This window comes from Vibrio sp. S11_S32 (assembly GCF_014694465.1).
GTDB lineage: Bacteria > Pseudomonadota > Gammaproteobacteria > Enterobacterales > Vibrionaceae > Vibrio > Vibrio algicola.
Genome location: NZ_JAAUWS010000001.1, coordinates 104,421 through 117,228, shown reverse-complemented (window position 1 = coordinate 117,228; position 12,808 = coordinate 104,421). Strand labels below are relative to the sequence as shown.

At 43.3% G+C, this 12,808-nt stretch carries 11 protein-coding genes; 8 read left to right on the top strand and 3 right to left on the bottom strand.

The genetic code is table 11. The features are described from left to right. Positions 1 to 171: 171 nt before the first annotated feature. Both HC723_RS17785 and HC723_RS00510 read left to right on the top strand, forming a co-directional pair. Positions 172 to 1,503, top strand: a complete 1,332-nt coding sequence (locus tag HC723_RS17785) for a diguanylate cyclase domain-containing protein (protein WP_190337864.1) — start codon at positions 172 to 174, stop codon at positions 1,501 to 1,503. 232 nt (positions 1,504 to 1,735) lie between these two features. After that, on the top strand, positions 1,736 to 2,032 hold the full coding sequence (locus tag HC723_RS00510; RefSeq protein WP_153446622.1) for a HigA family addiction module antitoxin: 297 nt from the start codon (positions 1,736 to 1,738) through the stop codon (positions 2,030 to 2,032). Between the two features lie 90 nt (positions 2,033 to 2,122). On the opposite strand, the gene HC723_RS00505 is transcribed toward HC723_RS00510, so the two are convergent. Then, positions 2,123 to 4,933 (bottom strand): insulinase family protein, encoded by a 2,811-nt coding sequence (locus HC723_RS00505; RefSeq protein WP_190337974.1) that lies wholly within the window; start codon positions 4,931 to 4,933, stop codon positions 2,123 to 2,125. Positions 4,934 to 5,395: 462 nt separating this feature from the next. On the opposite strand from HC723_RS00505, the gene sixA reads away from it, so the two are divergent. Then, on the top strand, positions 5,396 to 5,854 hold the full coding sequence (gene sixA, locus HC723_RS00500) for a phosphohistidine phosphatase SixA (protein ID WP_153446625.1): 459 nt from the start codon (positions 5,396 to 5,398) through the stop codon (positions 5,852 to 5,854). Positions 5,855 to 5,945: 91 nt separating this feature from the next. Here the strand turns inward: sixA and smrB are convergent, their stop codons facing one another. After that, the gene (gene smrB / locus HC723_RS00495; RefSeq protein ID WP_153446627.1) at positions 5,946 to 6,476 is read right to left on the bottom strand and encodes an endonuclease SmrB; all 531 of its coding nucleotides are present in this window, start codon (positions 6,474 to 6,476) and stop codon (positions 5,946 to 5,948) included. A gap of 114 nt (positions 6,477 to 6,590) precedes the next feature. Here smrB and prmB point away from each other — a divergent pair, with 114 nt between their 5' ends. The 5 genes from prmB (at position 6,591) to HC723_RS00470 (ending at position 10,614) form a co-directional block, all read left to right on the top strand. Then, on the top strand, positions 6,591 to 7,523 hold the full coding sequence (gene prmB, locus HC723_RS00490) for a 50S ribosomal protein L3 N(5)-glutamine methyltransferase (protein ID WP_153446628.1): 933 nt from the start codon (positions 6,591 to 6,593) through the stop codon (positions 7,521 to 7,523). 381 nt (positions 7,524 to 7,904) lie between these two features. Then, positions 7,905 to 8,990 (top strand): chorismate synthase, encoded by a 1,086-nt coding sequence (aroC, locus tag HC723_RS00485; protein WP_190337863.1) that lies wholly within the window; start codon positions 7,905 to 7,907, stop codon positions 8,988 to 8,990. 204 nt (positions 8,991 to 9,194) lie between these two features. Continuing rightward, positions 9,195 to 9,734 (top strand): elongation factor P hydroxylase, encoded by a 540-nt coding sequence (locus tag HC723_RS00480; protein WP_153446632.1) that lies wholly within the window; start codon positions 9,195 to 9,197, stop codon positions 9,732 to 9,734. Positions 9,735 to 9,744: 10 nt separating this feature from the next. Beyond that, complete coding sequence (locus HC723_RS00475; RefSeq protein ID WP_153446633.1) at positions 9,745 to 10,008, top strand: YfcL family protein; 264 nt, start codon at positions 9,745 to 9,747, stop codon at positions 10,006 to 10,008. Positions 10,009 to 10,086: 78 nt separating this feature from the next. After that, positions 10,087 to 10,614 carry an NADPH-dependent FMN reductase gene (locus HC723_RS00470; protein ID WP_190337862.1) on the top strand — a complete coding sequence of 176 codons (528 nt, stop codon included), beginning with the start codon at positions 10,087 to 10,089 and terminating at the stop codon, positions 10,612 to 10,614. Between the two features lie 77 nt (positions 10,615 to 10,691). Here the strand turns inward: HC723_RS00470 and mnmC are convergent, their stop codons facing one another. Continuing rightward, positions 10,692 to 12,797: a bifunctional tRNA (5-methylaminomethyl-2-thiouridine)(34)-methyltransferase MnmD/FAD-dependent 5-carboxymethylaminomethyl-2-thiouridine(34) oxidoreductase MnmC gene (mnmC, locus tag HC723_RS00465; RefSeq protein ID WP_190337861.1), complete on the bottom strand. Its 2,106-nt coding sequence runs from the start codon at positions 12,795 to 12,797 to the stop codon at positions 10,692 to 10,694. Between the last annotated feature and the right edge of the window lie 11 nt (positions 12,798 to 12,808).

Below are 12,808 nucleotides of genomic sequence, written 5' to 3'. Positions count from 1 at the left end.
GTAGTATTGTTAAATTGAAGCGTTCACTTTGTTGAGCGCTTAATGATCGAGTAGAGGCTACTAAAAGTCATATAATTTAATACGGTACCAAACAAATGGCGGTGAAGTCTTAGACTCACCGCCATTCAGTTTAAACGTGTCGATAATGACATTGATAAGATCGTTCATTCCGTGATTAAGAGCAGCGTTAATGCGAGTTATGACATCATGGACACTACCGTCAATGAATCGATCAAGACTTACTTGAAAGGGATTGCCGTCACAGTGCAGCGAATGACGAATGCAGGCATTGAATCAGGTTTATCATCTTCGCAAATGGATCACCTAATAGACACTTACACGAATGGTACTAAAATTGGTGATCATGGTTATGTTTCTATTATCAGTGCAAATGGCCATTTGCTGTATCACCCCCATCGTAAAGGTGAAGATGTTTCACAATATGACTACGTTAAAAGTCAATTAGCGCATGAGCAACATTTCCTAGAGTATGAATGGCGTAATCCCGGTGACAAAGATACCATCAAAAAAGCGGCATACTCAGTAAAACGTAAAGATGGCTCGGTGATAGAAGTCAGCGTTGATAAAGAGGAAATGCTACATTTAGTTGACGCCAATTTATTGAAGAAAAAATTAGCCGATTATCAACCTGGCGATACTGGTTTTATATATATTATTGATAAAAATGGGAAAATAATTTTACAACCTGAGGGGAAACAGCATATCTCTAGTCAGGAATTATTCAATTCGAATATGAACGCGTTCCTTAAACAAGTAAAAGCTGAGCCTGAAGGCACATTTATTCAACCGGTTGAGGTCAATGGTAAAACAGTTGTTGAACCTATTGCCTATAAGCATTATGACTTTTTGAATTGGACGGTAGCGACTGGGATTTCAGACTCAGAACTGAACCAATCAACAACTCATTTATATGGTAGCCTGATCACTGCTGTAATCTGTGTTTTTCTTATTATTGCGTCGTTGATTTTTGTTTTAACAATCCGACACCGCAAACAAATTATTGTTGAGAAAAAAGACTACCTAACAGGGTTAGATAATCGCCGACGCTTTATGGAATTGGCACAAGTGGTTGAGCAAACATCGTCCAACATCTATTCAATTGTATTATTTGATATCGATAAATTTAAAAACGTTAATGACACCTATGGCCATGCCGAAGGGGATGAGGTGATCCGAGAAGTTGCACATGTTCTCAAGCAATTTGAATCACCAAATGTGTTTGTTTCTCGTCATGGCGGCGAGGAATTTATCCAGTTATTAAATGACCTTAATGAAATTGAAGCAAAAGCGATTGCAGAAGACATTCGAATTCGGATATCTAAAATATCGTCATTAAAATGTCGGTTCACAATCAGTGGTGGGGTTTTTGAAGCTGATTCCGACAAACATAACTTAAACGAAGCCATCGCTTTTGCGGATGAAGGTTTATATGTCGCTAAACAAAGCGGACGTAATCAAATAGTGATTAAACACGTATCTTAATCGCGATCATCCCATGGATTACTCTCAAAAGGTTGTCACTGTATGCTTGTCCGCTACTTATTTGGGTGTTGATCCGTGATCAAAATTCATCTGTCAATTTGCAACCCTTGGGGTTACAATTATCCTATGATTAAAAACTTCATTCATAAAGGCCTTCGAAAGTTCTATATTTCAGGTGGCACTGCGGGAATACAGAAAAAGCACGAAAAGAAACTTATGAGGATTACCACTAATGGCTATGTTTAATCCCGCACATCCGGGCGAAATTTTAAAGGAGTTAGTGATCGACTCTTTAGAGTTAACGATCACAGATGTTGCAAAACACCTTGATGTAAGTCGTAAAACACTATCTAAAGTTTTAAACGCAAAAGGTTCAGTGACACCCGAAATGGCTGTACGACTTGAGTTGGCTTTTGGAAAACCATCAGCCGATCATTGGCTTCGATTACAAAATGCTCATGATTTATGGAAAACAAGACAGCAGCAAAGCTCACTGCATGTTTCACCATATAATTTTCAAATGGCGTAAATACAGCCCCAAAATACCCCGCATTAAGCCCTACAAACTTATAGCCTCTTCCGAGTTAAAAAAATATAAGAGCAGGGCTTTTTGTTGCCCTTAACCTAAATCCACATCTTTGGGCCTCAGTTGAAACTCTTCAATTGAGCCAATTTCAAATCCGACCGCGAGATCTTCGGCGTCTTGATGCTCTAAGCCTTTTGAGTGCATGATCAAGCGATTGGCGGTTCTTGGTTTTAGGGTGTTAACTACAAAACGGATCATCTCGCTGCGGTCTAAATTGACGATGGCTTGTGAGACAATTTCGCGATTATTAAAGCTTAAATCTTTATTGCCTATTGCAACCCATAAGCGTTGTCCGCGTGAACGTAAATTGCTATCTGGAGCTAAAATTTGGTTGAGCAGTCCTTGTTTACTGCTTTGCCATTGTTGTTCGTTTAACTCTAATAACAGCATGTAAAAGGCATTTAAAAACTCATCCACCGAGGCCAATAATTCGCTTGGCGCGGCGTTGGGAGATTGTACATACAGCGCTAAACCAGGGTGGCGATTGAGCGGCATATTGCCGGTGCCCACCATATAACCCAGTTGTTGCTTAGTGCGGATTTCATGGAAAAACGCCGCCGACATTAAATGGTTCGCCAGAGTGTAGAGCGCCACATTTTGTGGGGTCACTTCGGGCGATTGGTAATACAAGACTAAAGCTGAATCGGCTTGGTTACATTGCAACTCTCGCTGGAAAGTGCCGCTTTCACCTAACATGACTAATGGGCGTAAGGATTCTTGGTATTTTTGATCTTGCACTTGCAGCGCTTGTTTAAGGCTGGTGGCAAGATTGACTGCTGCCGATCGCGTCCAATCGCCATAGACAAACATTTCAATATGCAATTCCGATAACATTGAGCCGACAAACTCTGGCAATTGATCCACCTCTATTGATTCCAATGCTTCAATTAATACCGGATAAGGGGGATTATTGGGTTGTAGAATTCCGGTCATGGCATTGAACAGTTGCGAAATAGGACGATCTTTTTGACAATTTCGCCAATTGATCAACATTTGGCGTTTGATTGAATCAAAACGAGCTTGGCTAAATTCGCGTGACGCAAAACGATAGATGATCACATCGAGTAGTTGAGCTTGTTTTTCACTAAAGCCCGACAGCATTAAGGTTACGCCGCCTTGATGAGCGTATAGGTTATATCCCATTCCGGCGATTTCAGCTTGGTAGGTTTCTTTTACCAACGAGTCTAAAAACATTTCTACGCACAAACGGGTTTTGACTATGCTGTCAGGGGTTGAGACCGCATGTGGGCTATCAATGGCAATAAATGCTAAGCCTTTAGGAACTCTAAATTCAGGCTCTTGTAAGTGCCATAATCGAAACCCTTGTTGATCTTCAATAAGCTCTGGGACTTTACTGTCGCTTTCCAATGGGGAAGGGTCGAGGTTATAACAAATATAAGGATTGGCTTCTGGTAGGTGTAAGTCGGCCGTGGGAATTTTAACTTGTAAGCTCAAATCGCGCCATTGTGCGATCTCTTGCACAGTTAAATCGCGCACCGAATAAGGCGAGTGATACCATTTAGCATGTTTAGAATACTCCAATCCTTTAGCAATAAGCATGATCCGCATATTTTGCGGGGTAAACTTAGCCATTAATTGGCGCAGATGTTCCTCTTCAAATTGCGCCATTTGATAGTCGCCATAAATCACATCATCTGGCTGATAATTTTGCATATTCATCACCAGATGACTGGCGGTATCTATTGGGCGTGAGGGTTCTTGGAAGCGAAAAGCCGATTCCAATACCGCTTGTTTTTCTTTATAACGCCACTCTTCGACCCCAGACTGACGGATCAATTCGATATATTGAAAAATGGTGGTGATGATTTTTTCAACGTGAGTTAAACCCAGCTTAGTTAAAGTACAACTGATTGAAAATTCGCGGAAGTTACTGCCACTGATCCCACCGCCGGCCGTCAACGAGGTAATTAATTGTTCCTCTTTTAAATATTGCAACAGGCTGCCTTCACCTTCATCTCCCAGTAAATGAGCGATATAAGACAAAGGTTTGGTCTGATAGAAATGATTCATAGCAGGAAAGTTAAAGGTGAGCATTAACTTACGGGTGTCTTTTTCCGGTTCAATAGTGACAAATTTAGCGTGGTCTTGCTCTCGTAACAGTGGAATATCCACGGACTTTCCTGCCAAGTTCTGATTAGGTATAGCAGAAAAATAGCGTATTGCTGCGCGCTCTAATTGGTCGAGATCATGTGGACCAATTAAAGTGGCAGTCATTAAATCAGCTGAATAGCATTGCTGATAAAATTCAATGATTTCATCGCGGATCGAATGAGTCTGTTGGCCGTTGTCATCGAGCACATCACTGAGGGTTTCAACATTACCGACTGAAAATTTAGCGAATGGATGCGCTGGGTTGACCACTTCTTTATGCACTTGATACAAACGGCGCATGTCATCTTTAAGCTTGAGACGAAATTCAGACTCTACTGCTTGGCGTTCTTTATCGAGCGCTTCGGGATTAAAGAGTGGGGCAATAAAAAATTGGCTAAAACGATCAAGCGCTTCAGGGTATTGATCGCAGGCGATATCAAAAAAGAAGCAGGTATGCTCAGTGCCAGTCCAAGCATTGTTTTTACCGCCATGCTGACTAATAAAGGATTGGAACTCACCAACGCTTGGGAATTTCTCGGTGCCTAAAAACAACATGTGTTCAAGATAATGCGCTAAGCCTTCACGGTGGCTGGGATCGTCAAAGTGACCCACATTGACCGCTAATGCGGCGGCCGATTTTTGAGCATCTTGATCATGAATGATCAGCACACGCAGCCCATTTTCCAGAGTGAGATAACGGTATTGTTTGGTATCGTTTGGACTAATGTGTATTGAACGCTCCCTGCGTTGAGGATTGGCTGAAAATGGTGGAGATGAAATGCCTATGGTGAAAAAGCTGAGATTTGGCACATTGGTCACGAGAAGGCAATATTACCCAAGCCAAGGCCAAATTGCTTAATGACATAAGCTTAATGACATAAGCTTAATGACATAAATAAATGGCATCAGCATAATGACATAAAGGCGCTTGTTAATATTAGACGATCACCAATGAGAACAAAGTAAAACACAGCTATATCTCAATTATGACGCGGCAAGCAAAGGCTGCAAATAGTTTTTATTGGTATTGATAGTTAGTGCCAATTTTTGCCAATTTTTGCCAAATTTGTTGATAAAAACAGCATGCTGAGAACTATATCTGATAACAATGTTATTTGACTCGACAAAGTGACGCTTGATATTGCTATACTGCGTACTATACCTAATCGCAAGATACTGTTAGTAAGGTGATGTATGCGGATTTTTATTATGCGCCACGGTGATGCAGAAGCATTTGCACCGAGCGATGCTGAGCGACCATTAAGTAAGCAAGGACAGACTCAATCTTTGCAAGTGGCTAAAAACTGTCAGCAAAAAGGATCGTCACAATTTGATTTAGCATTGGTGAGTCCTTATTTACGCGCGCAACAAACTTGGCAGGTGATCTCAGAAGTGTTGAGCGCCGATACCGTTGAAGCCTGTGATGAAATAACACCGTATGGCGATTCGGAAACGGTGGTGGAATATGTATGCGCACTGGCAGAAACTCAAAGCTTAGAAAATGTGATTTTAGTGTCTCATTTGCCATTGGTGGGGTATTTAACCGCTGATTTTGTCACAGGAATACATCCGCCGATGTTCCCAACCTCGGGCATGGTGTGTATTGATTTTGATGTCGATGCGCGTAAAGGCGAGGTGCTTTGGCAGTTATAGCCGGAGAGTCGAGCTGATTTATTCGCACCACTTAAACGGCATTGAAGTTGCTGAGTAAAGGATTAACCCGCCAGCAACTTCACGTCATGCACTACCTTTCTGGAATAGAGACCAACACCAACAATGCGCCGTTGCCACCAAACTCTAATGGGGCTTGGTGATACGCCATGACATCTGGATGTTGAGCAAGCCACAATGGTACTTTCTGCTTTAAAATGTGCTTTCCAATGCCGTGCATGACACTGGCGCAACAAATACTTTCTTTAACGCAATAAGCGAGCATGGCGCCTAATTCGCGTTTGGCTTCATTTTGAGTCATACCATGCAAATCTAAAAAGACATCGGGTACATACACACCGCGACGTAAGCGTTTCACTTCGTATTTAGACACATCATCACGCGCGTAACGAGTTGGACCATCGACACTGAGCAGAGGCACAAATTCATCCGAAAAATAGAACTCATTATCCTTGGCTTCTCGAAAAGTGCGGCGAATTTCTTTTTGCTGCAAAGCCTTTTTCGGTTGATGGATTATGGTATCCTGTGACAACTTTCTTACGCCCTTTACTTCCTGTTGAAATAGCGCAAATTCGTCATTGTTATTGGTGTCTTTTTCGCTCATGGATAATCCTTAGTAATAAGGGGGCGTATTGTAACCTTAAGCATGGTCGATTGGCGAGCATCGTCATTTAGCCTGCGCATAAATAATCGATTGACGCCCTGATCGGAGGCACAAGTGGATAAAATTTTCATTGATGAAGCGGTATCTGAACTGCATACCTTACAAGATATGATCCGTTGGACGGTCAGCCGTTTTAACGCGGCGGGGCTATTTTATGGTCATGGTACCGACAATTCTTGGGATGAAGCAGTACAACTCATTTTACCAACTTTGTATCTTCCGATTGATGTGCCGCCGCATGTCTTGAACTCACGTCTCATTCATAGTGAGCGTTTACGCATTGTTGAGCGTGTGATCTTACGAATTAACGAGCGCACACCAACCGCTTATTTAACCAACAAAGCGTGGTTCTGTGGCTTAGAGTTTTATGTCGATGAGCGTGTATTAGTGCCACGTTCTCCGATTGGTGAGTTGATTGAAAACCAATTCCAACCTTGGTTAACCGAAGAGCCAACCCGCATTATGGATTTATGTACTGGCAGCGGTTGTATTGCGATTGCCTGTGCTCATGCTTTCCCAGATGCGGAAGTTGACGCGGTTGATATCTCGGTAGACGCTTTAGATGTGGCAGAGCGAAACATTACCGATCACGGTCTTGAGCAGCAAGTGTACCCATTGCGTTCGGATTTATTTAATGATCTGCCAAAAGATCATTACAACCTTATTGTCAGTAATCCGCCGTATGTCGATCAAGCGGATATGGATAGTTTGCCACAAGAATTTCGCCATGAACCTGAGCTAGGCTTAGCGGCTGGCACTGATGGCTTAAAACTCATGCGCCGTATTTTGGCGGATGCACCGGATTATTTAACCGATGATGGTATTTTGATCTGCGAAGTGGGCAACTCAATGGTGCATGTGATGGAGCAATATCCGCACATTCCATTTACTTGGCTTGAGTTTGAAAATGGTGGTCATGGCGTATTCTTGTTAACACGCCAACAGTTAGTGGAACATGCGCAAGAGTTTTCGATTTATAAGCAATAACGTGTGATTTCATTATAGAGAATCTATACCCGTCTTACTTGAAGCTGCAGCTTTGTTGGCTGCGCTAACTCACCCCAATCACTTAGGCAAGCTAAGCTCATGGGGCTTCGTTTACTTGCCGTCTCACTGCAACTTCAATTGCTTTGGGTATATGTAATGCCAATATTCCTCGAGTATTGGCATTTTTATTGTCGGTTTCTTTTGAAAAGACACGATTATTTTAAATTATAGGGTTTACAAGTTTGTCACATGACGACACTATCTAAGCATGAGTAATAAAATTGTTATCAGTGTCATCAACACTGTGTATGCCTAACGTTGTGAGTAATTACGGCAATTTGTGGGTATAGAAGCATATTGAATGAAGTCAAAGAGGGATTCATGGCAGGGAACAGTATTGGTCAACATTTTCGCGTCACAACCTTTGGTGAAAGCCACGGTAAAGCATTAGGTTGTATTGTCGATGGCTGCCCTCCGGGGTTAGACATTACCGAAGCCGATTTACAAAAAGATTTGGATCGTCGCCGTCCTGGCACATCACGCTACACCACTGCGCGCCGCGAACCTGACGAGGTGGAAATTTTAGGCGGTGTATTTGAAGGTCAAACTACCGGTACTTCGATTGGTTTGATGATCAAAAACACCGATCAGCGCTCAAAAGATTATTCAGAGATTATGGATAAATTCCGCCCAGGTCACGCCGATTACACTTACCATCAAAAGTATGGAGTGCGTGATTATCGCGGTGGTGGTCGTTCTTCTGCGCGTGAAACCGCCATGCGCGTGGCCGCAGGTGGTATCGCGAAGAAGTACCTTAAACAACAATTTGGTATTGAAATTCGAGGCTATTTGTCACAAATGGGCGATGTTAGCGTCGATAAAGTCGATTGGGATGAAATTGAAAACAACCCATTCTTCTGCCCAGACGCCGATAAAGTAGCGGCATTTGATGAGTTAATCCGCGATTTAAAAAAACAGGGTGATTCCATTGGCGCAAAGCTTTCGGTGGTCGCCACCAATGTGCCTGTTGGATTAGGTGAGCCGATTTTCGATCGTTTAGATGCTGATATTGCTCATGCATTGATGGGCATTAACGCAGTCAAAGGGGTTGAGATTGGCGATGGTTTTGCGGTGGCCAATCAAAAGGGCAGTCAGCACCGCGATGAAATGACGCCGCAAGGGTTTAAATCCAATCACGCAGGTGGCATTTTAGGTGGCATTTCTTCCGGTCAAGATATCGTGGCAAGCATTGCACTAAAACCAACCTCAAGCATTACCGTACCAGGCGAAACCATCACCCGCCAAGGTGAATCAACCTCGCTTATCACCAAAGGTCGTCATGATCCTTGTGTCGGGATTCGCGCGGTGCCTATTGCAGAAGCGATGCTGGCGATTGTCTTGATGGATCATTTGTTGCGTCATCGTGGCCAAAATCACGGCGTACAAACACAAACACCAAAGATTTAATCCCTGCGGATTGAAGAAAAAAGCTTAGGTTTAAGATAAACAAAATGAATGGCTTATCTGCTTTTATTTAAAAGTGGGTAAGCCATTTTTTGTTGGTGCTTTGACAGCGAAGTATCATTAAAAATTATCCCGATAGATTAAACTTTACCTAAGATAAAAAAGTAAGGACAATGTGCCTTTATGTTGTATTAAAAGAATCACGCCATGCCAGAATCACGTCATCAATATCCCGATATCATTCGCATCTTTAACCAAACTTTTTCTGGGTCATATAATACTCAGTTAGAACTTGGTGGGGATGAGCCTATTTACTTACCTGCCGATGAGAAAATTGCTCATCATCGTATTCTCTTTGCGCGAGGTTTTTACGCCTCGGCGATGCATGAAATCGCCCATTGGTGTGTCGCCGGACCAAAGCGTCGCTTATTAGAAGATTTTGGTTATTGGTATGAACCGGATGGGCGTACCGAGCAAGTCCAAGCTGAATTTGAAAAGGTCGAAGTTCGCCCGCAAGCTTATGAGTGGATTTTATCGGTGAGCGCCGGTTTTCCCTTTACGGTCAGTTGTGACAATTTACATGGCGATTTTGAACCAGATCGTTTAACGTTTATGGCAACAGTGCAAGCAGAAGTGTTAAGCATTTTACAACAAGGCTTGCCTTTGCGAGTCAAAATGCTGTCGGATGCGCTGCGTGATGTTTATCAAATCCCAGAATTACACCCAACCCAATTTATTGTTAAGTAATGAGTAACGGATGATCATTGAATTAGAAGAACAATTATTAGAAGCGATTGATAACACAGTAGAAACCGCATCAGACGATGAATTATTTGCTGGTGGCTATTTGCGTGGCCATATCTCGCTGGCGGCGGCCGATTGTGAACTTGAAGGTATTCAAGACATTGCAGTGTTCAAACAGCGAACTCAAGCCAGTTTGGATGCGGCGCGCAACGAACTCACCCCAGCCGATCAACTAATAGTCGCAACACTGTGGCAGCGTTTGAACCAAGCGGTTTAACGTTACACCTTCGGTCATTACTATCTGGTTATATAATAACTTTGATGGGATGATTACTTTTTTAGACAGGGAGTCCGTATGAAAATTATCGCTTTTGGTGCAAGTTCAAGCTTCAACTCAATTAATAAAGCATTAGCCGCTTATACCGCCAACTTAGTGCCAGGTGCAGAGGTTGAAGTGTTGGATCTGAACGATTTTCCTGTGCCGATGTTTAGTACTGATACTGAAAAAGAAATCGGTCGTCCTGATGGTGCGAAGGCCTATTTTGCGAAATTAGAAAGTGCTGACGCCTTTGTTATTTCACTGGCAGAGCATAACGGGACTTATACTGCCGCTTATAAAAACTTGTTTGATTGGGCATCTCGCATTAATCAGCAAATGTTTGCGCATAAGCCAGTGGTGTATTTAGCTACCAGTCCGGGCCCTAGCGGCGCAAAAAGTGTCTTAGCTCAAGCGACAGGTTCTGCGCCTTTTTTCCATGCAGAAGTTAAAGCATCGGTATCGATCCCAAGCTTTTTTGATGTGTTTGATATCGAAAGCGGTAAGCCAAAAGATGAGGCCACGCAAGCCCAATTGATGGCGGCAGCGGTGGCATTAACTGCGTAAAATATAACGCCGAAGGGTGATTTAAAATAAAGGTGTTGATCGTGAGATCAACACCTTTGTTATTTTCGCCGCGGTTGTTAGCTTTCGATAGGTCGGCCTTTCAACATTCTTCGCACCCACATTCTGGCGGGGTGCAGTTTTTCTAATATCTCATTTGGCAAAGGCAGCGGATCGCCCACGATTTGTGAGGCTAAGGTTTCTGCCAATAGTGGCGCAGAGCATAAACCGCGAGCGCCTAGTCCCACCATACAAAATAGATTTGGATACTGTGGGATCTCAGGCATTAATTCTGGTTTCGTGCGCAAAATTTGTGGATCGATTTGACGATAACTTTCTGCGACAGGTTCAAATTGACACACGTTACCAATAAACGGTAGGTGATCGCGAGTAACGCTGCGAATACCTTGACGCGCTTGGTTATCACTAATGTTCACTTCAAGTGGCCAAGTTTGATTGGGCACGCAATTGACTAAACGTTCGGCATTGCTGAGTTGCGCTTGAGGATCAAAGTTATGGTCGATGTTATTACGATCATAACTTGCGCCAATACAATGGTGCGCGTTGTTGGGGTTTTGTGGCGTCATGTAACCATCATAACAAAGTACAGTGTTCAATTTTTGTAAGTTTGGCGTGGTTGGGATATGGCTAACCTGGCCTTTTACCGGCGTAGCCGCAATAGCCTTTAGTTGTTTAAAGCGATGAAATTGATGGCCATTCGCTACCACCACGGTTTGGTGTTTGAATGTTTGCGTGGCGGTTTTCAGTTGCCAACATTGCGTTTGCTCACACCACTCTAATGACTCAATTTGAGTATTAAAATGGGCTTGAAAACGGTCACTTTGTTGCAATGCTTGAATGATGTTTTGGGTTAACTGTTGTGGACATAACCACCCGCCGAGCGGATAAAACACGCTTTCCATCTCGATATCTAAACCGATGGTTTGCGCAGTTTGTTTGGTATCTAATGCTTGAATAAAACTGGCGGGATACCCATTGGTGAGCATTTTATCGAGTTTGCCTTTGGCTTTCTCGCTCCACGCCAATTGAGTGACACCGCAAAAATCATGATCGAATTCAATATTTTGCGCCGCTTGCAACACAAATTGACGGGCGTATAAAAAAGCGGGAGCAAAAAATCGATTTAAAGGCGCGTCCGGTTCGGCAACCAAAGGGTATAACGCGCCTTGTCGATTGCCAGAAGCGCCGAGTGCGGCAACATCATCCTCGCAATACAAAGTGACAGCTAACCCACGACGATGCAATGCTTGGGCGAGTGTGGCACTGGCAACGCCGCCGCCAATAATCGCAATGCTGCTTGATGCAAGACGATGATTGCCTTCTGAGTCATGGTCCGCTGCTGAGTTATCATTATCGGATGAAAATATCGAAGCCGGATGGCGGGCAAACCAAGGCGGTATATTGACATTAGCGCGTCTTTGTTCAGGGGTTTGAGGCTTGAGGCAACCTGCAATCATTTCGCGCTTGGTGCCAAAGCCTTTGACTTTTTTCATCTCAAAACCGGCATCGATTAAGCCGCGACGCACAAAACCAGCGGCGGTAAAAGTGGCGCAAGTGCCTTGTTGTTTAGTGATGGCGGCCATACCCGTAAATAATGCGTCATTCCACATGTCTTGATTTTTACTTGGTGCGAAACCGTCTAAGAACCATGCATCGACCACGCCATCTTGGTTGTGGGCAATTTGAGGTAGATTATCGTGAATATCACCAAACCAGAGATCGAGCGTGATCATGCCATCGGCTAACACTAATCGCTGACACTCAGGGATCGCAACAGGGTAAATGGCTTGTAATTGCTGGGCATAATCAGCCAGTTCTGGCCACGCAGCATGGGCTTTTTTTAAATCATCGAGACTGACAGGGAATTTTTCGAAGCTGATAAAGTGTAACTGTTTGAGACAAGCTTGCGGATGTTGAGATCTAAACGATTCAAATTGCTGCCACACGGCCAAAAAATTTAACCCAGTACCAAAGCCCGTTTCTGCGATGGTAAAGCGAGGTTGGGGGAAGTGTTGCCAACGTTCTGGCAAATGGTTTTGTTTAATGAAAACGTAGCGACTTTCTTCCAGTCCATTGGCGTTAGAGAAGTAAACATCATCAAATTGATGAGAGATCGGCGTGCCAGATTCATTCCAATCGAGCTTCGCATTTTGTATAGAACTCATAATACCTGTCA